The sequence below is a fragment of the Afipia sp. DC4300-2b1 genome (assembly GCF_049895725.1).
GTDB lineage: Bacteria > Pseudomonadota > Alphaproteobacteria > Rhizobiales > Xanthobacteraceae > Afipia > Afipia broomeae.
Genome location: NZ_JAFCSX010000005.1, coordinates 590,883 through 614,261, shown reverse-complemented (window position 1 = coordinate 614,261; position 23,379 = coordinate 590,883). Strand labels below are relative to the sequence as shown.

The following is a 23,379-nucleotide window of genomic DNA, read 5'->3' as shown; positions in this document are numbered from 1 at the left end:
CTTGCCCATCAGGTCAAGCATTCCATCAACCCCGATCTTGAACAGCAAGCCAAGGCCGCGTAGCCTGTTCAAACAGCGACGCCTGCCGAGCGAATTTCAACACGGCTCGGGACATTCCCGGAGGGCCTTTAGGTCCGATATCTTGCGGTCTACTTGTCTAAGATGTTCTCGAGCGATTGCGTCTACAGATTCACAAGATCGCTGCTTTTCGTCGGAAAGGTCGAGCAAGTTGCGCACTTGGTCCAATGTGAAGCCCAGTTCTCTTGCGCGGCGTATAAAGCTTAGTCTGGCCAGATGCTCCGGAGCGTAAGACCGGTAATTGCCTGTGGTGCGACTGGGTGCCGGAAGAAGGCCAATGTTCTCATAGTACCGTATCGTCTCGACCTTGGTGGTGGTTGCCTTGGAGAGGTCGCCGATTTTTAGGACTTGCACGGACATGCGCCATTGACCCTCTAGTTGCTACAGGGTCTATATGAGTAGTCACGTCGAAAAAGTCGAGGTGACAAGTGACAGTTTTTTCCGTGCCGAGCCGGGTGACCCAGCCGCTTTCCTTCCGCGTCGTAGGCCTCGATTGTCAAAACGAGATCCGTCAACTGAAGAGCGCGGTTGGTCCGCTTGTGGGTGGTGAAGACAACCTCTCCTTCGACACCAAGGCCGGTCGGATGGACGTTGCGCCAGGTGTTTCCCCAGGGATTAATGCCATTTTAGTTGCGGTCGCCACCACAGGTATGGTCGCGGAATTGTTAAGCGACCAAAAGACACCATTGAGCGTATCGGCGACGGACACCGTTTGTGTGGGCTGCGCTGGCGACGTTGCTTTCACCGCTCCCGTACCTGCCGCAGTCCCAGACGGAGTGGTGTTCAAGATCCATGGTATGGATTGCGGGGACGAAGTCGCGGCTCTCAAGCGCGAAGTCGGATCGTTGGTCGGCGAGGACAGGCTTGTATTCGATCTCATCAACGGCCGGATGTCCGTGAGCGGCAATCCCGATGCAGCCATGTTGGCAAGCATCGAGAAGGCTGTTGCGCGGACTGGCATGCGTGCGGAACAGTGGACCGAAGGCCCGAAGACTGAAGGTGCTCTTGCCGAAGACCGAAGGCGACGCACCCAATCACTCCTGACGGCAGCCAGCGGAATCCTGACTGCACTTGGCTTTGCCATTCATGCTTCGTCCGCGGGAAGCGTGCTTGCCGCGCTCAGTGAAACTCCTGGGGTGTTCGCACCTGCGCCAATCGCCGCCATCCTGGCGTATGCGCTGGCTGTCGTCTGTGCGATCAGATATGTCGCGCCGAAGGCTCTACTTTCCGCGCGACGTCTGCGGCCTGACATGAATTTGCTGATGGTCATTGCCGTCGCGGGTGCTGTTGCGATTCACCAATGGTTCGAGGCGGCCACCGTCTCATTCTTTTTCGCGCTTGCCCTGGCGCTGGAGGCGTGGAGCCTTGGGCGCGCGCGTCGGGCCGTAGCAGCGCTGATGGAACTGGCTCCAGCCGTTGCGCGCGTGAAGTTTGGAGGCGGAACGGAGAAGGAAATTCCTGTCGCGGCGGTGTCAATCGGTGCTCACATCGTTGTACGGCCTGGCGATAAAATTCCGCTCGACGGAATCGTCCTGACCGGTGCAAGCGAAGTGAACCAAGCTCCCATCACCGGCGAAAGCGTCCCCGTCTCGATATCGGAAGGTTCTGTGGTCTACGCCGGAACGATCAATGGCGAAGGTGCGCTGGAAATCGAAACCACAAAGGGCGCGCAAGACACCACGCTCGCCCGCATCATCAAAATGGTGGGCTCCGCGCAAAGCCGCCGCGCGCCTTCCGAGCAATGGGTCGAACGCTTTGCCCGAATCTATACGCCGAGCGTCATGGGGCTTGCTGTGGCGGTGCTCGTCATTCCGCCGCTTATATTCGGCGGAGCATGGGACGTATGGTTTTATCGCGCCCTGGTTCTTCTAGTCATCGCGTGCCCTTGCGCACTCGTCATCTCCACTCCGGTGAGCATCGTGGCGGCTCTGGCTGGCGCCGCGAAACAAGGCGTGCTGGTGAAAGGCGGCGTGCATCTCGAGACACCGTCGAAGCTCAAGGCAATCGCCATGGACAAAACCGGCACGCTGACGCAAGGACGCCCCAAGGTCGTCGAACTCGTCACCTTCAACAATCACAGCGAGGGCGAACTGCTGAAGTTGGCTACTGCCCTTGAAGCTCGCAGTGAGCATCCTTTGGCGAACGCGATACTTGAAAAGGCGGCCGAAGCCGGAATAGCGGCAGCCCCTGCCAGTGGGGTCCAGGCAGTGCGCGGCAAAGGAGTTGTCGGTCGCATCGGCGAGCAACATGCTTGGTTGGGATCTTGTCGCTTTATCGAAGAACACGATGGGCTTTCGAATTCGACCGAGGCGCTTCAAGCAGCCGATGCTCTTGCAAGTGCTGGACGTACTGTTATCGGCGTTGGCGATGACCGCGAGATCTGGGGCCTGATTGCCGTCGCCGATGCGGTGAGACCGGAGGCCAAGCGTATTGTGGCCGACCTACACGCGGCAGGTATCGAGCGCATCGTGATGCTGACTGGCGATAATAGGGCCACTGCTGAAATGATCGCGCGGGAAACTGGCGTCGATGAGGTGCACGCGGAGCTCTTGCCCGAACAGAAGGTCGAATCTGTTGAAAGGTTGGTCGCGCGGTACGGTCATGTCGGGATGATTGGAGATGGCGTAAATGATGCTCCCGCGATGGCACGCGCGAACGTTGGCATCGCCATGGGAGCAATCGGCTCTGATGCTGCCATCGAGACTGCGGATATCGCTCTCATGCAGGACGATTTATCGCGCCTGCCTTGGCTCATTCGTCATTCCAAGGCGACTCTGGCCATCGTCCGGCAGAACATCGGCTTCTCGCTTGCTGTCAAATTGCTTTTTACAGGTCTGACGATCGTCGGATGGGCATCGCTATGGGGAGCCATCGCAGCCGATGTCGGGGCTTCGCTGCTCGTCGTGCTGAACGGGCTCCGACTATTAAATCGCGACCAGTCAGCTCAGACGTAAATCCATCGACGACTGGCCGTGGTTCGACTGCCTCTGACGCCAGAGGCGAAACTGGGCGCACTCACTGAAATAAGCTGGCGGATGAAAGTTCTTGGGTTGATGAGCTATTTCTTGGGCATACACCGATGACGCTTGATCTTTCCGTCGTCGGCATTGTCACGGCGTTCGCGGCCGGAGCGGTCTCGTTCCTATCGCCGTGTGTCCTTCCCCTGGTGCCGGCATACATCTCATATGTTGCAGGTCAAAGCCTCCCACCGGCGGACGGCGATCAATCGGTCCCGGCTCGGATGCAGCTTCGCGTACTGTTTTTGAGTGTATGCTTTGTCCTCGGATTTACGACGATCTTTGTGGCACTTGGTGCCGGCGCCAACGCCTTGAGCTTGGTGCTCGCAGTTTATCGATACGAAATCAATATACTTAGCGGTCTACTGGTAATCCTGTTTGGTATCTTTACGACAGGCCTCTGGCGTCCTGCTTGGATCGAGCGCGACACGCGCGTGCAAATCGCACGGCCGGGCACAGGACCGGTCTCTGCCTATCTCCTCGGTACTGCATTTGCGTTTGGATGGACGCCCTGCATTGGTCCGGTCCTTGGCGCAATCCTTGCAGTCGCGGCTTCGTCTTCCTCCGGCGCGAGCGGTGTGGCGCTGCTTGCCATTTACTCTCTCGGCCTTGGGTTGCCGTTCGTTCTGGCGGCGCTTTTTTCCAGCAGATTTGTCGGACGCTTGGGAAAATTTGGACGCGCCGGTCGCATTTTGCAGTTGATTGCCGGATTCGTGATGATCGCTATGGGGGTTGCAATGATTACCGGTCATCTCACTGACGTTGCGATCTGGTTCTTCGAAACGTTTCCGATGCTGGGTCAAATCGGCTGAGCAGGCGCGCAGGTGGAGTGTGATAATGCGAGCAACACTGGCGGTGGCTGCAACATGGTACATCATAGACCAAGCCAGCAAATGGTGGATACTCAATCATCTCATGAATCCGCCGGCGACGATCAGCCTTACGCCGTTTTTTAACATAGTGCTGGGCTGGAATACCGGAGTTAGCTTTGGGCTGTTTGGAGGCCTTGGTGTTCCGGCGTGGATTTTCGTGGCATTCGCGATCGCGATGTCCGCAGCCCTTTTGGTCTGGTTGGGTCGCGCTAACGTCCCATTCGTGCGCGTTGCCATCGGCTTGATCGTCGGTGGAGCGCTCGGGAATGCCACGGACCGCCTACGGCGCGGTGCCGTACCTGATTTTTTGGATTTTCATCTCGGGAATTGGCACTGGCCGGCCTTCAACATGGCCGACGTCGGGGTCGTCTGCGGAACATCTCTGCTGATGTTGCATTTCGTCACACAACCGGGCAGCGCCAACACGGCAAGCACACAAGAAGAACGCTGATGTTTGTAAGCACGGCTTGCACTCTATAACGCTTCGGAGTTCGAATTGTCGAAGATCATCGCCACACTTATGGTTTCAGTCATTCTCCTGGGATGTTCGACGCCTCAATTTGACGCTGCTAAGCATCTGCGGCCGATACCCACAGTCTTATTGTCAGACATGCAGGCCAAGGGAATGACCTCGTCAGCCCCGATCTTGGTGCGCATCTTCAAACAGGAAAATGAACTTGAAGTGTGGAAACGCGAGAGCAGCGGCCGTTACGCTTTGCTGAAGACGTACGGCATTTGTCGATGGTCCGGCCAGTTAGGTCCGAAAAATCGGGAAGGAGACCGTCAGGCCCCTGAGGGATTCTATCTCGTTACGCCTAAGCAAATGAACCCTCGCTCGGAGCTCTTTCTTTCATTCGATCTGGGATTTCCGAACGAGGTCGATCGGGCGCACGGTCGATCTGGACGTCATTTGATGGTGCATGGTGAATGCACTTCGAGCGGATGCTACGCGATGACGAATGACGGGATGGCTGAAATATATGCGCTTGCGCGGGAGGCGTTCGCCGGCGGCCAAAAGGCCATCCAAGTTCAAGCATTACCGTTTCGCATGACAGCTGAGAATCTGGCCAAATACCGTGCCGATCCAAATTTTGCGTTTTGGAAGAATCTGAAGGAAGGTTCGGATCATTTCGAGGTTGTGCGTCACGAGCCTAGAGTTGACGCGTGCGGCGGGAACTACGTTTTCAATGCGAGCGCGCCTCGGGGCCCGCTTCGCGCCTCTCGGCCCTGCCCGGAATTGGTGTATGAACCAGAAACAGCGGCACTTGTTGAGGAAAAGCAACGCAACGACACCCAACAGGTAGCTCAGCTCGTGCGCGCCGGCACTGGTGCATTCAAACGCGTTTACCTCGATGGAGACATGCACAAAAGTTATCGGCGCTTATTGGACGCGGTACCCTCATCATATGCGAGCTTCAACGTCGCCGAGGTCAGTCGGCTGGAGGCGTTAAAGGGAGAGCCGCTAGAAATGCCAATCCAATAACTGCATTGCTTTGCGAGCGCTGAGATGGATTAGGGAGGTCGAGCACGGTCACCTGCCGGCAGGACGTTAAGCAGCTTGAAAATTCAAGCCGTTGAAGGGTGGCTGAAAGTCGGCCGCTGACCATAGGAAGCTCCGATTCCGCTCATAATCGGGCCAAGACGAGAGAGAGAATGGACAGTCAGAGTATCAGGGCTATTCTGGAGAACCGGCAAATCGGTATTTATTTTGGTACCGTCGTGGTGGCAGGCATAAGCGCCTTGCTTCTCCCTGGCACGACTACTCTCGAGGCCGGTGTCAATCCTGCGCTTGCACTGATGCTGTTCGTGACCTTTCTACAGGTACCGCTTGCAGACCTCAGGCAACATTTCGCTCGGCTCGATTTCCTCGCAGCTCTGCTCATCGCGAACTTCATCGCCGTTCCGCTTCTCGTGGCGGCGCTTGTTCAACTCCTCCCTGCTGGCTCTATGGAGAGACTTGGTGTGCTCTTGGTGCTGCTCACTCCTTGCATCGATTACGTCGTGACGTTTTCACATCTGGGCCGAGCCGATGCCCGTTTGTTGCTGGCGACGACACCAGCCCTGCTTATTCTGCAAATGCTGCTGCTACCGATTTATCTTGGTCTGTTGCTTGGGGAAGATGCCGCCGGTCTCGTGCAGTTCGGGCCTTTCGTCCATGCATTCGTGTGGTTGATTGCTGTTCCTCTCGTTCTTGCTGCCGTCGTGCAGTTATGGGCTGCGAGCAGCAACGCCATTACTCGGATGTCAACGGTGTTGGGGATGCTGGCGGTGCCGGCGACAGCGCTTGTCCTGCTCGTGGTCACCGCCGCCGTGGTGCCGCGGCTTGGGTCGGCAATGAATGCTGTGTTGCACGTGCTTCCAATTTATGTAGCGTTCGCGGTTTCCGCGCCCTTGATCGGTTGGAGCATTGGGCGACTGTTCCGTCTCGATGCGCCGGCCGGCCGATCAGTTGCCTTCAGTGCTGGGACGCGGAATTCGCTCGTGGTGCTGCCGCTTGCATTTGCAATACCCGGCGCAGTCCCGGTATTGCCTGCCGTCATTGTAGCGCAGACGCTTGTCGAGCTGGTCAGCGAACTACTCTATGTTCGCTTCATCGGGAAACTCGGTCCGGCCCCGTCATTGTCCGACGCGGCCTAACCTGAACAGATGCGAACGGACCCTGGCCAACACAGACACTCGCGTACGCGGTCATACTGACATGCCTATAACTCGCCCTTCATCACACATGAGTTCGGTGCGCGTTCGATTGCTCACGTTCGTATGTAAATGGGGCTACCGGTTAACTATTCGGGCGCGAACCTGGTGTGAGCCGCTGATACAGGAATCCGCGCTACGTTCAGGCGAGCGAGTGCTGGAGGTGAGCGCGGAGGGTTGCAGCTTGTGCGAGGTGCTTGCACGGCAGTATCCCGCCGTACATTTTTCTGCCGTACAGCCTGCGGGATCAAACAAGAGCGTTCGCGGCCCCTTAAGCAATCTCGAGCTTTTGCACGGGGATCAGTACTGCATCGATTGCCGTGCTGCATCATTCGACAAGGTGATCTTATCGCTCGCGCTGCATCCTTTACGGCAGAGTGATAAGGTTGCCCTCCTCAAGGAGATGAGGCGAGTATTGCGGCACGGCGGTACACTGCACATTGCCGACTTCGACCAGCCGCTGCACCGGCGAGAGATCCACGCACTTCGCGGCACCGGCTACTTGTTCGGCTCTGAGACCGCGAAGCCCCATCTCGACGGCAGTTGGTTGAATTTAATCAAGCAGACAGGGTTTGATGGTGTACGTCGCGTGAATACCGTTTCCGAGATAGTCGGCCGCATCGCCATAATCCGCGCACGCCGCAGCTGAACGGGGCGGAGGGGTCGGTGATCGTGGTCATTAGACCCAATTGCGGTTGCTGTTCAGGCTGGGTGCGCCATCTCAAGGATGCTAACTTCGCGGTTAAGGTCGAGGAAGCGACAAGCCTTCACGGCGTCCGGAGTCGTCTCGGCGTGCCGTCTGACTTGGCCGCTTGTCATACCGCTGAAGTGGGCGGATATGTCCTCGAGGGACATGTCCCTGCAGCCGCTGTACGACAACTGTTAGAGAAGCGGCCCATGCCGTCGGGTTGGCGGTCCCCGGTAGGATCACCCGGGATGGAAAGGCGGCGTGCCAGATAAATATGAGGTCGTTCTTTTCGGCGCTTCCGGCCGTCAAATGGTTATGCGTTTCATCGGTGGGGATATCGCCGGTTAAGGCGGTTCTCATAACCATGTCGTAGGTAACGATCGCGCGATCGTTACCCTCATTGTGGTGGCGAATTTGTAATGTGATCCGTCTTCCCAAGTCCACGATCCTATGTGATGTTAAGGTCATGGATTTTTGCCGATTCATCAGCCGTTTGCTGGCGGTCTTTGCGATCGTTGGGCTCGTTGCATCGCCGCTGGCCACGCCAGCGGCGGCAAAACTGCTGCCGGCGGGCGAGATGAACGATATGTCGATGATGTCCGCCGACATGCCTTGCTGTCCGGATACGCAGAAGAGCAACGATTGCCGGGATTGTCCGCTTCGCGCGATGTGCACACTGACCGTTGCTCAGGCTGAACCTCCTATGGCGACCGAAATTTTGGCACCTCCGCCAACTCGCCGCCCGTTCTCAGCTTTCAACGATATGATCGCCGATAGCCTCGACGGTTCTCCCCCCGACCATCCTCCTCGAATCCTGATCTAATCGGCGCTTTGGCGCCGGTTCGCTGCCGTTCGGCCTTCAGGCTGAGCGGGTAAAATGCATGCCGCTTGCGGTAGACCAGGACATTGAGGATTGAAAATGAAGACGTTCAACTACACGCGCGCCGTTCGGGCCGCGCTCATCGGTATTGCGATGACCGGATCGGTCACCGCCGCACGCGCCGACATCAAAGACTATGAGTTCCAGCTCGTCGATCAGACCGTCAAGGCTGGCCCGGACAAAATCGTTACGGTTCGGCTCGTCAACAAGACCACCGGCAAGCCGGTGCCTGATGCGGTGATCTTCGCAACGCGTCTCGACATGGCGCCCGATGGCATGCAGGAAATGGCGACGAAGATCGTGCCCGCTCCGGGCGCGGAGCCGGGCAGTTACAAGTTCAAGGCGACGTTTGGGATGGCGGGCCGATGGCAGCTTTCTCTCGGTGCAAAGGTCCAGGGCGAAACCGGCACTGTCGAAAGCAAACTCGTCATTACGGCGCAGTGATGAGACCGGTCAGCCTGGCTATTGCCGCCACCGCCGCGTTGATCGCGGCGGTGGGTGGCGGATTCATCGCGGGTCGCAGTCAACATCAGCCAGCCGAAGGGGCAGACCGGGCGGTTCTGGCACCCGCAGCGGCGCAAATGAATAGCGCAACGATCTACTACAAGGATCCTGACGGCAGACCGTTTTACTCACTAACGCCAAAGAAGGCGCCAAACGGAGGTGACTACACGGTCGTACCTGCGAGCGCCGATGTCAGTTTCGACGAAACGCCAGTGACCGAGAGCGCACCCGCGACAACCACAGAACGCAAGATCAGATACTACCGCAATCCGATGGGACTGCCGGATACGTCGCCGACGCCGAAAAAAGATTCGATGGGGATGGATTACATTCCGGTCTATGAGGGCGAGGACAGTGACGACGGATCGGTGAAGCTTTCGCCAGGGAAGATCCAGCGTACCGGCGTCAGCTCCGAACCCGCCACATCGCGCGTCATTCGAACCCTCATTCGCGCGCCAGGCACGATCCAACTCGACGAGCGCCGCATCTCCGTCATTTCGATGCGGGCCGAAAGTTGGGTCCAGAAAGTTGCAAACGTCACCACCGGCAGCAAGGTCAGCAAAGGCCAGCCGCTGATGGAAATCTACAGTCCATCCGTGGCCTCGGCGGCCGCCGAATACATCGCCACCATCACATCGAAAGGGACGAGCGGGGTGGCCGTGTATGGTCGCGGCTCGCGACAACGGCTGATGAACCTCGACGTTCCCGACGCGGCAATTGCCGCCATGGAGAAGAGCGGCACCGTTCCGATCACCATCGACTGGTCGGCTCCGCGCGACGGCATTGTGCTCGAACGTAACGCCATTGAAGGCATGCGCGCGCAGCCCGGGGATGTGTTGTTCCGGGTTGCGGATACGTCCGTGGTTTGGGCGATGATCGACGTCGCGGAACGCAGTCTCGGCACGATTTCGGTTGGACAGCCGGTAACCGTAAGGGCGCGCAGCTTTCCTGGCCGCGAATTCGCCGGGAAGATCAGTGTCATCTATCCGCAAGTGAATCGGGAAACACGAACCGCCCGGGTGCGGATCGAATTGTCCAATCCGGATGGCGCTCTGCTTCCCGACATGTATGTCGATGCGAATATCGATATTGGCAGCTCGCAGCCTGTGCTTACCGTACCTGAAAGTGCCGTTCTCGATACTGGCAATCGTCAGGCGGTATTCGTCGAGAAAGGACAAGGGCGCTTCGAGCCGCGCGAGGTGAAACTCGGCCATCGCGGCGACGGCTATGTCGAAATCCGACAGGGCCTCACGGAGGGTGATCCTGTCGTCGTCTCGGCCAACTTCCTGATCGATGCGGAAAGCAATCTGAAGGCCGCCCTTAAAGGGTTTTCGGACGCGGGAGGCCAGCAATGATCGCCCGCGTTATCAGTTGGTCGGCTCGCAACCTGCTGTTGGTCCTGTTCGGCACCGGCTTCGCCGCCGCCGCCGGCATCTACGCACTGGTCCATCTGCCGCTCGATGCGATTCCGGATCTCTCCGACACCCAGGTGATTGTCTACACCGAATATCCGGGCCAGGCGCCGCAAGTGATCGAAGACCAAGTCACTTATCCGCTGACGACCGCGATGCTGACCGTGCCCCGATCCAAAGTCGTGCGCGGCTTCTCGTTCTTCGGGGTGTCATTCGTTTACGTCATTTTCGAAGATGGCACCGACATTTATTGGGCCCGCTCGCGGGTACTTGAATTCCTCAACGGCGCGGCCTCGCGGTTGCCCGCCGGTGTAAGCCCGACGATCGGTCCCGACGCCACGGGCGTGGGATGGGTCTATCAATACGCGGTGGTGTCGAAGGAGCTCAACCTCGCCGATACGCGGACCATCCAGGACTGGAATCTGAAATTCGCGCTCGCGAAGGCCGAAGGTGTCGCTGAAGTCGCGAGTGTCGGTGGCTTCGTCAAGCAGTACAACGTCATCCTCGATCCGCAACGCATGCGCGATCTCGGCATCACCATGCAGAAGATGCGCGACGCGATCCGCGCCAGTAACGCGGATGTCGGCGGCCGCACCGTCGAACTCTCCGAGTTCGAATACGTCATTCGTGGCAAAGGCTATCTGAAGGGAATCAACGACCTCGGCAACATCGTGCTGAAGACAAACAACGGCACGCCGGTTCTGCTGCGGGACGTGGCTCGCGTCGAACTTGGACCGGATGAACGGCGCGGGATTGCGGAACTTAACGGCGAGGGCGAAGTCGCCAGCGGCATTGTGCTGCAACGGTTCGGCGTCAATGCGCTTGATGTGATCGAGAATGTGAAGAAGCGCTTCAAGGAGATCGCGAGCAGCCTGCCGAAATCGGTCGAGATCGTTCCGGTCTATGACCGCTCCAACCTGATCAATGCGGCCATCGCCACGCTCAAGCATACGTTGCTGGAGGAAAGCATCGTCGTTGCGTTCGTCTGCATCGTGTTCTTGCTGCATGTCCGCAGTGCGCTGGTCGCCATCCTGATGCTGCCGGTCGGCGTGCTGATGGCGTTCGGTGCGATGAAGCTGCTTGGAATAGGGTCAAACATCATGAGCCTCGGTGGTATCGCGATTGCGATCGGTGCCATGGTCGACGCGGCGATCGTCATGATCGAGAATGCGCACAAGCACCTGGAGCGAGCTGAACCCGGGCGGTCAAGAGTCGACATACTGATAAACGCGGCGTCCGAGGTCGGGCCGGCGCTGTTCTTTAGCCTGCTCATCATCACCGTGTCGTTCATGCCGATCTTCACGCTGGAATCGCAGGAAGGCCGGATGTTCAGCCCGTTGGCATTCACCAAGACGTTTGCGATGGCCGCTGCTGCGTTGCTGTCGGTGACATTGGTTCCGGCGCTGATGATCATTTTCGTGCGCGGCAAGATCGTTCCGGAGCACAAGAATCCGATCAACCGCTTCCTGATCTGGATCTATCGGCCGGTGATCAAGGCCGTGATGCGTGCCAAGGCACTGGTGATCCTCATCGCGCTGGCAATTGTTGTGGTGACGGTGTGGCCGGCGCGTCAGCTCGGCACCGAGTTCATGCCTAACCTCAACGAAGGCACGCTGCTCTACATGCCCACCACGCTGCCGGGAATTTCGGTGACCAAAGCGGGCGAACTGTTGCAGATGCAGGACAGGATCATCCGGTCGTTTCCGGAGGTGGCGTCGGTCTACGGCAAGGCCGGCCGTGCAGCAACCGCGACCGATCCGGCCCCGTCCGAGATGTTCGAGACTATCGTCAATCTGAAACCCAAGGAGCAATGGCGGCCGGGCGTGACGATTGATGGCCTGATCGCAGAGATGGACAAGTCCCTGCAGTTCCCCGGCGTCTCGAACGCCTGGACCATGCCGATCAAGGCACGCATCGACATGTTGTCGACCGGTATCCGGACGCCGATCGGCGTCAAGGTGATCGGGACCGATCTGGTCGTGATCGACAAACTGGCGAAACAGATCGAGCAGGTTTTAAAAGCTGTGCCCGGAACGTCGTCGGCCTATGCCGAGCGGGGCATCGGCGGATATTATCTCGACGTGACACCGGACCGTGAGGCGTTGGCGCGCTATGGCATCATGGTCCAGGATGTTCAGGACGTAATTGCGACCGCACTCGGCGGCCAGACGGTAACCACAACAGTAGAAGGCCGTCAGCGCTACAGCGTCAACATGCGCTACCCCCGGGACTTGCGCGAGAATCCACAGGCCATCGCCAACGACGTTCTGATTCCGATGCCGGCCGGAGGTGCAGTGCCGCTTGGGGAGGTCGCCAAGATCGAACCGGCGCGAGGGCCGACATCGATCCGCACCGAGAACGGACAGTTGGCCACCTATATCTACGTCGACATCCGCGACCGCGATCTTGGCGGCTATGTTGCCGACGCGCAGCAGGCGGTGCAGGCCAGCATTCAGTTCCCGGCGGGATATTATGTGGTCTGGAGCGGCCAGTACGAGTATCTCGAACGCGCGACGGCTCGCCTGAAGATCGTGGTGCCGGTGACGCTACTGATCATCTTTTTGCTACTGTACCTCAACTTCCGTTCCATCACCGAGACCATGATCGTGATGCTGTCGCTGCCGTTCGCGCTGGTCGGCGGCATCTGGCTGATGTGGGCGCTGGGCTTCAACCTGTCGGTAGCCGTCGCGGTCGGTTTCATCGCGCTGGCCGGGGTCGCCGCAGAGACTGGCGTGGTGATGCTGATCTACCTCAATCAGGCCCTTGCCGAGATCAAGGCGCAGCGTGACGCCGAAAAGCGAACACTGACCCGTCACGACCTCTACGACGCCATCATGGAGGGCGCCGTGGAGCGGGTGCGACCGAAGATGATGACGGTGGTCGCTATCATGGCGGGGCTGCTGCCGATCATGTGGAGCACTGGCACTGGCTCTGAGATCATGCAGCGCATCGCCGTGCCGATGATCGGCGGCATGATCTCGTCAACGTTGCTGACGCTGATCGTGATCCCCGCGATCTATGGGTTGATCAAGGGCTTCCGTTTGCCGGCGAATAATCGCGGAAACGGTCATCCGCCGTCGTGGGCCATCGAGCCGATCAAGGAAGACTCGCGACTTGTTTCGGAACCCGCCGAGTGAGCTGAATCATGATGGTCTTATCGGCAGCGGCGTTCATCAAGTATCTCCGCTCTGGCAATAAGGAAGGGTCAGCCATGGACAGGTCCATCATGACGGTGCTTGCGACAATCGTATTCTTGCCGCCTGCATTTGCACAGCAGGGCGATGCAGCTCGAGGCCAGCGCGATTTCCAGGTCTGCGCGCCATGCCACTCGCTGGAATCTGATCGAAACATGACGGGACCAAGTCTCGCCGATCTGTGGAACCGAAAAGCTGGTACGCTACCGAGCTTCAGCCGGTACTCACAGGCCCTGAAGTCGTCGGGAATTACCTGGGACGACACCACGCTCAACGAGTGGCTTCGGGATCCGCAACACCTCATTCCTGGCAACACGATGCCGTTCCCCGGCGTAAAGGACGCGGGACGGCGCGGCGATCTTTTGGCGTTTCTCAAGGAGGCGACCCAGCCCGGTCACGCTCCGCCATCGGTCGTGCAACGCGGCAATCAAATGGGCGGGATGATGGGCATGATGGGTGGCGGCGCGGTGCCAAATCTCAAAAAGCTTGAGCCTGATGAACGGGTCCAGACGATCACGCATTGCCGGGATACCTACCGGGTGACGACCGCAGACGGGAAAACGCGGGATTTCTGGGAGCGAAATCTGAGGTTCAAGACTGACGTAGGTGAAGATGGGCCACAGAAAGGTGCTCCGGCGATCGTATCGGCAGGCATGATGGGAGACCGGGCCGACGTGATCTTCGCAGTACCCGAAGAGATCAGCGGAGCCATCTCATCGCATTGTTGATCGGCGCCAAGCCCATCAACCCACGACGGTGGGAAACTGGGTCAACGATTTTTCGATCCAGGGCGCTGTCGACTGTAACCAAACCGGCTGGATCAGCGAACTCATAGAGATAATGCAAGTATGACGACCCACGAAATCGAACTCAAGACACTGATGCTTGCCAGCCTGGATGGCGACGCGGCCTCGCATCGCGCGCTGCTCGAGCGATTGAGCCGCCGTCTGCGCGCGTACTACAAGGGCAAGCTTGTGAGAATTGGGAGGGGCGCAGCAGAGGCGGAAGATTTGGTCCAAGAGGCGGTATTGGCGATCCATTTCAAGCGGCATACCTATGATCCCGCCGAGCCTTTGACGCCCTGGGTGCACGCCATTGCACGCTACAAGCTGATCGATTTCTTACGTCGGACTCGCGCATCACTTGCCGATGTACCTATCGACGAGGCCGATACCATAATGGCGCACGATGACAATCTCAGCGCCGAAAGTAGTCTCGACCTTAAGCGGCTGATGCAACGGTTGCCGGAAAAAATGCGATGTTCCATCGAGGCGGTGAAACTGGACGGACGGAGTATCGCTGAAGCTGCAGACCGGTGCGGTATCTCGGAATCGGCCGTAAAAGTGAACATTCACCGTGGGCTCAAGGCGCTGGCTGCCTTGATTGCCCGGGAAGTCAGAACATGAAGACAGATGATTTGGTTGAGATGCTGAGTACGAACGTTGAGCCGGTTGACCGTCGGCTGGTCGGTCGAACGGTTTGCATCGCCGTTGCTGCTGCTTCAGTGTTGGCGTTTGCGTTCATGCTGATCGGGCTGGGTATCCGGCCAGATCTGATGACGGTCCGCGCCTTCACGTTCTTGTTGCTGAAGCTCGCGTTCACGGTTGGGGTCGTAGGCGTGGCATCGGTCTATCTTACAAAGCTGGCACGCCCCGGAGGGGAGCGCCGAACCTCGTCTTTTTTGGTTACTATGCCGTTCGCCGCGATTGTGCTGCTTGCAGCAATCAGCCTTGGGTTCGCGCCCAGATCGCACTGGGACAAGATGATCGTGGGAGATGAGTGGCTTGAGTGTCTTCTCTCCATTCCGGTCATCGCGATCGTGCCCTTCGCCATTGCCATCTGGGCCCTGCGAAAATCTGCCCCAACGGACCTCGTTCGCACGGGAGCTTTCGCCGGTCTCATTTCTGGCGGTGTGAGTGCGATGGCTTATTCCCTTCATTGCGCCGACGATTCATTGCCGTTTGTTGCAGTCTGGTACGGAGGCACGATTGCGCTGTGCACCTTCGCAGGCGCAATATTCGGACCGCGGTTGTTGCGGTGGTAGCGGATCGTGCAGGTTGTTTTCACGTCAGCGTGAGGTTGTAACCGGCCGGTGATTTGCTTCGAACTCATTTGTAGAAGCGCACGTGACGCGCTTCTCAATGACAAGGAGCCGGACCATGTTAAAGAAAAGCTTTCTCACGATTTCGCTCATGCTGCCGCTTGTAGCGATATCAGCCGCAGCCCACGCAGGCTCGACAATCAGCGATAAGAGCTATTGGCCGAATGAGGCCAGGCGGACTGTATATACATATGGTGTAACCGCCCCGCAAAACGACCCGAGTTCTGCGTTCGCGTCCTCAGTAATGGCGCCGCGTTTTCAGGTTTCGCCGAGGGGCAGTACAGGCGGAAGCGGCCCGCGCTATCACGGCGGTCCGAAATTCCAGTGACGTCTAAACGAGTAGAATGCTTCGCGTCGTTGTCGCGCAGCATTGAATATTCTGGACGTAAGCAATGGGTTGCGGATGAGGCGGATCACCGCAACCCTCTCACCGCGAAGGGGGCAATAGATTCCCAAATGAATGAGAAATTAGGTAGCTATGTGATTTCGCATTCTAAAGCAGCGAGTCAAACTGGTCTGGAGGCCGTCATAAAGGAGGTGGTCTCAATATCCATGGACTGCAGTGACTTGTCTTCACGAGTCGAGGGAGGTTCAAGTTAGACCCCCGGGTAGGGTGCGATTGCTCCGTAGAATAGTTAGCTTCCCAGCGACGTTCGCGCAGGGGACATGTGATTGTTTGCTGACGCTATCCAGCGACATCTATCGGTACGCAGAATCTGCGAGCGTGATCACGTTCGAACACTTCTCGTCGAAGTATCTATCCTCGAAAGACAGCGATAGACGGATTTTGCGAAGCCCAAAAATGCGCGTGCAACTTCAACAGCGAAGAAAATCTGACGGTATGGGGGACGGTATTGAAGAATCAAGGCAGCGAAAACATTCGCCGTTTCAATATTTTGAAAGGGCGATTGATGAGAGAGTGGGAATGAGGGGCCGATAAGCGGCGGAGAGCGGGCGAGCCCATGGCGCCAGTCATCGTTGATCCCGAAAAGGTTCGCGCGTTCTACTCCGTCGTCGTTTTGAGCTTGGTCGCGCCCGTGTAGCCGTACGCTTCGTGCAGGATGGTCAATATCTCGCTGGCGATGGCGGCATCCTTGTATTTGTCGAGGGCATAGCTCTTAGAGTAGTTCGGAGCACGGCCGGGATCGGCATATCCAGCGTTGTGTAATCGCGCGATGCGCTCGGGCGTGAGAACAGTTGTCAGCGCCGCCCAGCTTTCCGCCGACTGGGCTTCGCAGTAGATCGCGACAGGCGGGACCTCCGGAGCGCACTGGATGTAGCCTATGCCTGCATCGAACACGGTATAGACACGCCGCGTGGCGTTGATCCGGAGCCGCTGGATTTCGGCGGTTGTGCTCGTGCCATAGATCGCGACCAGCTCTGCCGCTGAACTGGCCGTTTGCGGCGTCGCGGCCGGTGGCGTGTAGAAGCATGTCCGCACCGCGGTTGCGCGCATGGACGGCGCGTCGTTCACGCTCCCCGCGAGATTTTGCGAGGGGCCGTTACGGGGCGGGCAGGGTGTGTCCGCAACCCAACTGGTTGCCACATCCAGGTCATTGACGTTCGCGGCATAAGCTTCGACCAGCGCCCGCACAACGTGATCCGCTGCGCGGTCCGTCGGCGTGTCCGCGGGAAATATCTGCACGTAGTTTCCGAAGCCAGGATCGAGTGTCCAGCCGAGTGCTGAAAGCCGGGTCAAACGATCACCGGTCAGCACGCTTTTCAGGGAAGGCTGCATCGACGTTCCCGCCGCTTCGCAGCGGAGGCTGCGATCCGAAATGCGTCTGCATTGAATGTATTTATTGCCGTCCCAGAACGTTGCGTAACCTATACGGCCTGCGCGGACCAGCGAGGTGATGTTCTGCAACGCTTCGTCGATGCGGATATTCGGCGTTTGTGCTACGCCCGGGCTTGTCGCGGCATACAATGCAAGTGCCGCGAGCACGGCCCGCGCGCGCTGAAATCCGAACTGCCCCATGCGCAACCCCCGCAACGCAAAGACCTCGAACTTGCGGCGACTTGCTGGTGTCGCCGTCAGAAAGAAGATTGCATTAAGAGGCGGACGTCAATCCCAAGTTGCTGACCGGCGTGATTTCGCGTGGAAGATTACCCGCCGCCCGCCATTTCCCGCGCGATGCTGATGAACCGTTCGATGGTCGGCGTAGTGTCTCCGGTGCGCCATGTAATGCCGGTTTCGAGGATCGGCGCATCGCCCGCCAGATCGACATAGCGAACGCCGGTGCGCGCCAGATTGCGCAGCGAGGCGGGCACCAGCGCGATGCCCATGCCCGCCGAGACGAGACTGATGATGGTCTGCATCTGGATCGCTTCCTGGGCGATACGGGCCTGTCCGCCATGGGCCGTGTAGTAGCCGGTCACGAGATCATGGAACGCTGGCGCGCTCTGCCGGGGAAAGATGATGAGCGGTGCGCTCACGACAGACTCCGGCGCGAGCCGCTCTGGTGATAGCGACAGCGTGCCGTCGGCAAGCCAGCTTTCCGGCACCGCCGCGACAAGAGGTTCGGTGACGAGCGGCAGATAGGAGAGCTGTCTGGGTAGCGCCGCGTTCGGCGGCGGGATCACCAGACCGACGTGGCCGTGGCCTTCGAGCAGGTTCGCGATCTGCACGTTGCTGGTCGCCTCAGTGAGCGAGATTTCCACATTGGGAAACAGCGACGCGTAACGACGCACCAGCAGGGGCAGGATGCTGTAATCCGCCGTGCTGACAAACGAGAGCGCGAGGCGCCCGGCTGAGCCGTCACGCAACTGCTGCGCGATCTCCGGCAGGGCATTCACGCCGTCCAGCGCAGCCCGGACACGCGGCAGCCACTCGGCGCCGAACGGTGTCAGCGCCACGCTGCGTTTGGTGCGCACGAAAAGCGGCGCGCCGAGTTCGCGCTCGAGCAACATGATGGACTGGCTGAGCGGCGGCTGGGTCATGCCGAGGCGTTCGGCCGCCCGGCCGAAGTGCAGGGTGTCGGCGACGGTCACGAAATGCCTGAGCTGGCGGATGTCCATTTAATACTCTGAGCGACCTAATAGTCTCCTAATAATATATTTTACAGCAGCAAATAACCCCTTTATTGGAACCGTTCCAATTAAAGAGGGAATACTCATGCCGGCATACCGCTCCAGAACCTCCACCCACGGCCGCAACATGGCCGGCGCACGCGGCCTCTGGCGCGCGACAGGCATGAAGGATGCGGATTTCGGCAAGCCGATCATCGCCATCGCTAACAGCTTCACCCAGTTCGTGCCGGGTCACGTGCATCTGAAGGATCTTGGGCAACTCGTCGCCGGTGAAATCGAGTCCGCCGGCGGCGTCGCGAAGGAATTCAACACCATCGCCGTCGATGACGGCATCGCGATGGGTCACAGCGGCATGCTCTATTCGCTGCCGAGCCGCGAGCTGATTGCGGACGCGGTCGAATACATGGTCAACGCGCATTGCGCCGACGCGCTGGTGTGCATTTCCAACTGCGACAAGATCACCCCCGGCATGCTGATGGCCGCGATGCGGCTCAACATCCCGACCGTCTTTGTTTCGGGCGGTCCGATGGAAGCGGGCAAGGTTGTCGTGAAAGGCACCAAGCGCTCGGTCGATCTGATCGATGCGATGATCGTCGCCGCTGATGACAGCTACACCGACGCGGAAGTTGCCGCGGTCGAGCGTTCGGCGTGTCCGACCTGCGGCTCATGCTCGGGCATGTTCACAGCGAACTCGATGAACTGTCTGACCGAGGCGCTGGGTCTCTCGCTGCCAGGCAACGGTTCCGTGCTGGCGACGCATGCCGACCGCGAGCGGCTGTTCCGCGAGGCGGGCCATGTGATCGTCGATCTCGCGCGCCGCTGGTACGAGCAGGATGACGCGAGCGCGCTGCCGCGTAACATCGCCAACTTCGCCGCGTTCGAGAATGCCATGAGCCTCGACATAGCGATGGGCGGTTCGACCAATACCGTGCTGCACCTTCTGGCTGCGGCACAGGAAGGCGAGGTCGATTTCACCATTGCCGACATCGACCGGCTGTCGCGTCGCGTGCCGTGCCTCTGCAAGGTCGCGCCCGCGAAGAGCGACGTCCACATGGAAGACGTCCATCGCGCCGGCGGCGTGATGGCCATTCTCGGCGAACTCGAGCGCGCCAACCTGATCCATACCAGCCTGCCGACCGTCCACGCGCCGACCATGGCCGATGCGCTCAACCGCTGGGACATCGGCCGCACCAACAGCGAGTCCGTCCGCAACTTCTTCCGCGCCGCGCCCGGCGGCGTGCCGACGCAGGTGGCTTTCAGCCAGTCCGCACGCTGGGACGAACTCGATACCGATCGCGAGAAGGGCGTGATCCGTTCGGCCGAACATCCGTTCTCGAAGGACGGCGGGCTTGCGGTGCTGTTCGGCAACATCGCGCCGGAAGGCTGCATCGTGAAAACCGCAGGCGTCGATGAATCGATCCTCACCTTCCGCGGCACGGCGCATGTCTTTGAAAGCCAGGACGACGCGGTGTCCGGCATCCTCGGCAACAGGGTGAAGCCGGGTGAAGTCGTTGTGGTGCGCTATGAAGGACCGAAGGGCGGCCCGGGCATGCAGGAGATGCTGTATCCGACCAGCTACCTGAAGTCGAAGGGCCTCGGTAAGGTTTGCGCGCTGGTGACCGATGGCCGGTTTTCGGGCGGAAGCTCGGGTCTGTCGATCGGCCACGTCTCGCCGGAAGCGGCGGAAGGCGGATTGATCGGACTGGTTGAAACAGGCGATCCGATCCTGATCGATATTCCCAATCGTATTATCAGCGTCGAACTGGACGACGCCGTGCTGGCGGCGCGGCGTGCGGCGATGGAAGCCAAGGGCAACGCTGCCTGGAAGCCGGTCGACCGCAACCGTGTGGTGTCGCCTGCGCTGCGCGCTTATGCGGCACTGACGACCAACGCTTCGCGCGGCGCCGTTCGCGACGTGTCTCAGGTCGAGAAGTAATTCGTATCTGAGAAGTTCTTCGAACGCCGCTGCCTGTCATAAGGCGGCGGCGTTCTGCCGTGTATGTCAGATTATTTCTTCACATACGCAGCCAGCTTCTCCAGCGTCTGCATGCCGAGTTCGACCGCACCGAACTTCATGACGGCGTTGCGCGCCTCGATGGACGGGAAGACTGACGTCCTGGTCAGCAGCGTGCGTTTTGGGCCAAGGGCCTTGAAGGTGGTCGTGACCTCGAATGCGTTCGGATCGTTGTCGATGTCCGAGCCGTGGCGATAGTCGAGGCGCTCTCCCGGCTTGATGTCGCGATACTCGATGCGGTTCGGATAATCGGTGCCGTCCGGACCGTGCATCGTGAAGCGGAAGAGGCCGCCGACGCGAAAATCCATCGCGAGCACCGTGATGGTGAAGCCGTTGGGGCCGTACCATGTTTTCAACGCTTCGGCCTCGGTGAAAGCGCGGAACAGCACGTCCGGCGGAGCATCGAATTCGCGTTCCATGGTGATGGTGGGCTGATCTGCCGGTGAGCTCGCCCTGACCTTGAGAGTCGTTGCCGTCATGTATCTGTTTCCGTTGCCTGGATGTCTTTCAAATACAGATCGAGCTTGCCGAAGCTCTCCTCCCAGAACTGCCGGTATTGATCGAGCCATTCGGTCGCTTCCTTCAACGCCTTTGGCTCAAGGCGGCATGGCCGCCATTGCGCCGCCCGTCCGCGTGTGACGAGGCCGGCGGTTTCCAGAACCTTCAGATGCTGGGAGACGGCGGGGAGGCTCATGGCGAACGGCTTTGCCAGTTCCTGCACGGAGCTTTCGCCCAGCGCGAGGCGAGCAAGGATCGCGCGCCGCGTCGGATCGGCGAGCGCCTTGAACGTCATGTCGAGGGCGTCGGCCATGGTCGAACTCGTATTTAAGTTATTGCTTAAATACGATCCTGGATGTTTCCGGTCAAGTGGTAACCGCCGGGACGTGCGCCGGAGCGACCGATCAGCTCCGCTGACATTTCGTTTCGATAGTTTCACGCTCATTCACAATCTTGTTCGCACGAGACGACATGTTCATGTGGCGCGCTGGCCGCTGCGCCAATAAAATCGCGGTCCTTGCAAGGGAGAGCACGTTGGCGACGACCATCTACGGCATCAAGAACTGCGACACGATGAAGAAAGCCCGCGCGTGGCTGGAGGAGCACGGCGTCGACTACACCTTTCATGATTACAAGACGGCAGGCATCGACAAGGACCGCCTTGCACGCTGGAGCAAGGCCGTCGGCTGGGAAACCTTATTGAACCGGGCCGGCACCACGTTCCGTAAACTTCCAGACGCCGAGAAGACCGATCTGACCGAGAAGAAAGCGATGGCGCTGATGCTCGCCCAGCCATCCATGATCAAGCGCCCTGTTCTTGATGTTGGCGGCAAGCTGCTGGTCGGCTTCAAGCCGGAGAGCTACGCGGCGGCGGTCGAGTAGGCCCGCGCGCAGCCGGCACCGATGTGGTCAAGGCTTTGACCCATGCTTGGCGCGAATAGCCCATAAAATATCGTTGATCCGCGAATTTTCCTTGAGGGGTGCGGCGTTCTGGCGCACGTTCGCCGGACGTGCCATTTTACCGTTCGCTTCCCTCCCTCAGGATCTCTCCGATGACAGTCACCGCCGCGCCATCAGTACCGGCCTCAACAAAATCGCCCTGGTATTCCATCCTCTATGTCCAGGTGCTGATCGCCATCGCCCTCGGTGTTCTGGTGGGACATTTTTATCCGGGCACCGGCAAGGCGCTGAAGCCGCTCGGAGACGGCTTTATTTCGCTGATCAAGATGATGATCGCGCCCGTGATTTTCTGCACGGTGGTGCACGGCATCTCCTCGATGGGTGACCTCAAGCGCGTTGGCCGCGTGGGCCTCAAGGCGCTGCTTTATTTCGAGGTCGTATCAACGATTGCTCTGGCCGTCGGCCTGCTCGTTGGCGAAATCATCCAGCCAGGCAGCGGCTTCAACATCGATCCGGCGACGCTCGATCCGAAAGCGGTCGCCACGTACGTCCACAAGGCAAGCGAAGACGGCATCGTCGCGCACCTGATGGCGATCATTCCGAACAGCTTCATCGGCGCTCTGGCAAACGGCGACCTGCTGCAGGTTTTGCTGGTTTCGATTCTGTCGGGCTTCGCGATTGCCTTTATGGGGCCTGCAGGCGAGCCCATCGCCAATGCCATCGACATGGCCGCGAAAGTCTTCTTCGGCGTCATCCGTATTATCGTCCGCGCGGCGCCGATCGGCGCGTTCGGTGCGATGGCCTTCACCGTGGGCGCCTACGGGCTCGGCGCGTTGTGGAATCTGGTGGCGCTGATCGGTACCTTCTATCTCACGAGCGTTCTTTTCGTCCTGTTTGTGCTTGGCGGCATCGCGCGGTTTTCGGGATTCTCCATCCTGCGTTTCATCGCCTACATCAAGGATGAGCTTCTCATCGTGCTCGGCACAAGTTCATCGGAGACAGTGCTGCCCAACATGATCAAGAAAATGGAGCGGCTCGGCGCGTCGCGCGGTGTGGTCGGTCTCGTGATCCCGACCGGATACAGTTTCAATCTCGACGGCACCAATATCTACATGACGCTGGCGACGCTGTTCCTCGCGCAGGCGACCAACACGCACCTGACGATCTGGCAGGAGCTCGGCATTCTCGGTGTCGCGATCGTCACCTCGAAAGGCGCATCGGGCGTCACGGGCGCAGGCTTCATTACGCTGGCCGCCACGCTTGCGATCGTACCGGATATTCCGATCGCATCGCTGGCGATCCTGGTCGGCATCGACAAGTTCATGAGCGAGTGCCGCGCGCTGACCAACCTGATCGGCAACGGTGTCGCGACGGTGGTCATCAGCCGCTGGGAAGGCGAACTCGACAAGGACAAGCTGCACGAAGCGATGGCGCATCCCATCGAACTTGGCGAAGAGATGGAACACATCCGCGCATGATCGCGGATGCCTCGTCAGG

At 59.2% G+C, this 23,379-nt stretch carries 21 protein-coding genes and 1 pseudogene; 17 read left to right on the top strand and 5 right to left on the bottom strand.

Features of this window, described 5'->3' with window-relative positions; genetic code table 11:
• Positions 1-117: 117 nt before the first annotated feature.
• A pseudogene (locus tag ACP7AL_RS22570) lies at positions 118-438 on the bottom strand (MerR family transcriptional regulator); the annotation flags it as partial.
• A 68-nt stretch (positions 439-506) separates the two neighbouring features.
• On the opposite strand from ACP7AL_RS22570, the gene ACP7AL_RS22565 reads away from it, so the two are divergent.
• The 14 genes from ACP7AL_RS22565 to ACP7AL_RS22500 all read left to right on the top strand — a co-directional run bounded on the left by ACP7AL_RS22565 (position 507) and on the right by ACP7AL_RS22500 (position 15,383).
• Complete coding sequence (locus tag ACP7AL_RS22565; RefSeq protein WP_425994444.1) at positions 507-3,032, top strand: heavy metal translocating P-type ATPase; 2,526 nt, start codon at positions 507-509, stop codon at positions 3,030-3,032.
• Positions 3,033-3,157: 125 nt separating this feature from the next.
• On the top strand, positions 3,158-3,907 hold the full coding sequence (locus ACP7AL_RS22560; RefSeq protein ID WP_024920081.1) for a cytochrome c biogenesis CcdA family protein: 750 nt from the start codon (positions 3,158-3,160) through the stop codon (positions 3,905-3,907).
• A gap of 25 nt (positions 3,908-3,932) precedes the next feature.
• Positions 3,933-4,418 carry a signal peptidase II gene (gene lspA / locus ACP7AL_RS22555; protein ID WP_162832199.1) on the top strand — a complete coding sequence of 162 codons (486 nt, stop codon included), beginning with the start codon at positions 3,933-3,935 and terminating at the stop codon, positions 4,416-4,418.
• A gap of 45 nt (positions 4,419-4,463) precedes the next feature.
• Positions 4,464-5,450 (top strand): L,D-transpeptidase family protein, encoded by a 987-nt coding sequence (locus tag ACP7AL_RS22550; protein ID WP_024920079.1) that lies wholly within the window; start codon positions 4,464-4,466, stop codon positions 5,448-5,450.
• A 170-nt stretch (positions 5,451-5,620) separates the two neighbouring features.
• A complete protein-coding gene (locus tag ACP7AL_RS22545) occupies positions 5,621-6,604 on the top strand; it encodes an arsenic resistance protein (protein ID WP_024920078.1) in 984 nt (327 codons plus the stop codon).
• 211 nt (positions 6,605-6,815) lie between these two features.
• A complete protein-coding gene (locus ACP7AL_RS22540; RefSeq protein WP_235099779.1) occupies positions 6,816-7,310 on the top strand; it encodes a class I SAM-dependent methyltransferase in 495 nt (164 codons plus the stop codon).
• A 17-nt stretch (positions 7,311-7,327) separates the two neighbouring features.
• On the top strand, positions 7,328-7,621 hold the full coding sequence (locus tag ACP7AL_RS22535) for a DUF411 domain-containing protein (RefSeq protein WP_343299492.1): 294 nt from the start codon (positions 7,328-7,330) through the stop codon (positions 7,619-7,621).
• A gap of 149 nt (positions 7,622-7,770) precedes the next feature.
• Positions 7,771-8,172, top strand: a complete 402-nt coding sequence (locus tag ACP7AL_RS22530; RefSeq protein ID WP_343299491.1) for a hypothetical protein — start codon at positions 7,771-7,773, stop codon at positions 8,170-8,172.
• 96 nt (positions 8,173-8,268) lie between these two features.
• Positions 8,269-8,673, top strand: coding sequence for a FixH family protein (locus tag ACP7AL_RS22525; RefSeq protein ID WP_024920075.1), 405 nt, complete (start codon positions 8,269-8,271; stop codon positions 8,671-8,673).
• Positions 8,673-10,088, top strand: a complete 1,416-nt coding sequence (locus ACP7AL_RS22520; RefSeq protein ID WP_024920074.1) for an efflux RND transporter periplasmic adaptor subunit — start codon at positions 8,673-8,675, stop codon at positions 10,086-10,088. The genes ACP7AL_RS22525 and ACP7AL_RS22520 overlap by 1 nt, the downstream gene beginning before the upstream one ends.
• A complete protein-coding gene (locus ACP7AL_RS22515) occupies positions 10,085-13,282 on the top strand; it encodes an efflux RND transporter permease subunit (RefSeq protein WP_024920073.1) in 3,198 nt (1,065 codons plus the stop codon). The genes ACP7AL_RS22520 and ACP7AL_RS22515 overlap by 4 nt, the downstream gene beginning before the upstream one ends.
• A gap of 74 nt (positions 13,283-13,356) precedes the next feature.
• The gene (locus ACP7AL_RS22510; protein WP_024920072.1) at positions 13,357-14,067 is read left to right on the top strand and encodes a c-type cytochrome; all 711 of its coding nucleotides are present in this window, start codon (positions 13,357-13,359) and stop codon (positions 14,065-14,067) included.
• Positions 14,068-14,187: 120 nt separating this feature from the next.
• The gene (locus ACP7AL_RS22505; RefSeq protein ID WP_024920071.1) at positions 14,188-14,745 is read left to right on the top strand and encodes a sigma-70 family RNA polymerase sigma factor; all 558 of its coding nucleotides are present in this window, start codon (positions 14,188-14,190) and stop codon (positions 14,743-14,745) included.
• Complete coding sequence (locus ACP7AL_RS22500; protein ID WP_024920070.1) at positions 14,742-15,383, top strand: NrsF family protein; 642 nt, start codon at positions 14,742-14,744, stop codon at positions 15,381-15,383. The genes ACP7AL_RS22505 and ACP7AL_RS22500 overlap by 4 nt, the downstream gene beginning before the upstream one ends.
• 1,060 nt (positions 15,384-16,443) lie before the next feature.
• Here the strand turns inward: ACP7AL_RS22500 and ACP7AL_RS22495 are convergent.
• Positions 16,444-17,418, bottom strand: a complete 975-nt coding sequence (locus tag ACP7AL_RS22495; RefSeq protein WP_425994438.1) for a TY-Chap domain-containing protein — start codon at positions 17,416-17,418, stop codon at positions 16,444-16,446.
• A gap of 128 nt (positions 17,419-17,546) precedes the next feature.
• Positions 17,547-18,458, bottom strand: a complete 912-nt coding sequence (locus ACP7AL_RS22490; RefSeq protein WP_425994436.1) for a LysR substrate-binding domain-containing protein — start codon at positions 18,456-18,458, stop codon at positions 17,547-17,549.
• Positions 18,459-18,555: 97 nt separating this feature from the next.
• Between ACP7AL_RS22490 and ilvD the strand changes: the two genes are divergently transcribed.
• Positions 18,556-20,406, top strand: coding sequence for a dihydroxy-acid dehydratase (gene ilvD, locus ACP7AL_RS22485; protein ID WP_425994434.1), 1,851 nt, complete (start codon positions 18,556-18,558; stop codon positions 20,404-20,406).
• Positions 20,407-20,477: 71 nt separating this feature from the next.
• Here ilvD and ACP7AL_RS22480 read toward each other — a convergent pair whose 3' ends face one another.
• Both ACP7AL_RS22480 and ACP7AL_RS22475 read right to left on the bottom strand, forming a co-directional pair.
• On the bottom strand, positions 20,478-20,963 hold the full coding sequence (locus ACP7AL_RS22480; RefSeq protein ID WP_006020221.1) for an SRPBCC family protein: 486 nt from the start codon (positions 20,961-20,963) through the stop codon (positions 20,478-20,480).
• A complete protein-coding gene (locus ACP7AL_RS22475) occupies positions 20,960-21,295 on the bottom strand; it encodes an ArsR/SmtB family transcription factor (RefSeq protein ID WP_425994432.1) in 336 nt (111 codons plus the stop codon). Before ACP7AL_RS22475 ends, ACP7AL_RS22480 begins: the two co-directional genes overlap by 4 nt.
• Before the next feature lie 221 nt (positions 21,296-21,516).
• Here ACP7AL_RS22475 and ACP7AL_RS22470 point away from each other — a divergent pair, with 221 nt between their 5' ends.
• Positions 21,517-21,864, top strand: coding sequence for an ArsC family reductase (locus ACP7AL_RS22470; RefSeq protein WP_425994430.1), 348 nt, complete (start codon positions 21,517-21,519; stop codon positions 21,862-21,864).
• 170 nt (positions 21,865-22,034) lie between these two features.
• A complete protein-coding gene (locus tag ACP7AL_RS22465) occupies positions 22,035-23,360 on the top strand; it encodes a dicarboxylate/amino acid:cation symporter (RefSeq protein ID WP_006020225.1) in 1,326 nt (441 codons plus the stop codon).
• The last annotated feature ends 19 nt before the right edge of the window (positions 23,361-23,379 follow it).

Coding starts and splice junctions, on each gene's coding strand:
- lspA (WP_162832199.1), top strand. CDS start 3,933: ATGCGAGCAACACTGGCGGTGGCTGCAACATGGTACATCATAGACCAA.
- ACP7AL_RS22515 (WP_024920073.1), top strand. CDS start 10,085: ATGATCGCCCGCGTTATCAGTTGGTCGGCTCGCAACCTGCTGTTGGTC.
- ACP7AL_RS22465 (WP_006020225.1), top strand. CDS start 22,035: ATGACAGTCACCGCCGCGCCATCAGTACCGGCCTCAACAAAATCGCCC.
- ACP7AL_RS22500 (WP_024920070.1), top strand. CDS start 14,742: ATGAAGACAGATGATTTGGTTGAGATGCTGAGTACGAACGTTGAGCCG.
- ACP7AL_RS22505 (WP_024920071.1), top strand. CDS start 14,188: ATGACGACCCACGAAATCGAACTCAAGACACTGATGCTTGCCAGCCTG.
- ACP7AL_RS22490 (WP_425994436.1), bottom strand. CDS start 18,458: ATGGACATCCGCCAGCTCAGGCATTTCGTGACCGTCGCCGACACCCTG.
- ilvD (WP_425994434.1), top strand. CDS start 18,556: ATGCCGGCATACCGCTCCAGAACCTCCACCCACGGCCGCAACATGGCC.
- ACP7AL_RS22480 (WP_006020221.1), bottom strand. CDS start 20,963: ATGACGGCAACGACTCTCAAGGTCAGGGCGAGCTCACCGGCAGATCAG.
- ACP7AL_RS22475 (WP_425994432.1), bottom strand. CDS start 21,295: ATGGCCGACGCCCTCGACATGACGTTCAAGGCGCTCGCCGATCCGACG.
- ACP7AL_RS22545 (WP_024920078.1), top strand. CDS start 5,621: ATGGACAGTCAGAGTATCAGGGCTATTCTGGAGAACCGGCAAATCGGT.
- ACP7AL_RS22525 (WP_024920075.1), top strand. CDS start 8,269: ATGAAGACGTTCAACTACACGCGCGCCGTTCGGGCCGCGCTCATCGGT.
- ACP7AL_RS22495 (WP_425994438.1), bottom strand. CDS start 17,418: ATGGGGCAGTTCGGATTTCAGCGCGCGCGGGCCGTGCTCGCGGCACTT.
- ACP7AL_RS22510 (WP_024920072.1), top strand. CDS start 13,357: ATGGACAGGTCCATCATGACGGTGCTTGCGACAATCGTATTCTTGCCG.
- ACP7AL_RS22560 (WP_024920081.1), top strand. CDS start 3,158: ATGACGCTTGATCTTTCCGTCGTCGGCATTGTCACGGCGTTCGCGGCC.
- ACP7AL_RS22520 (WP_024920074.1), top strand. CDS start 8,673: ATGAGACCGGTCAGCCTGGCTATTGCCGCCACCGCCGCGTTGATCGCG.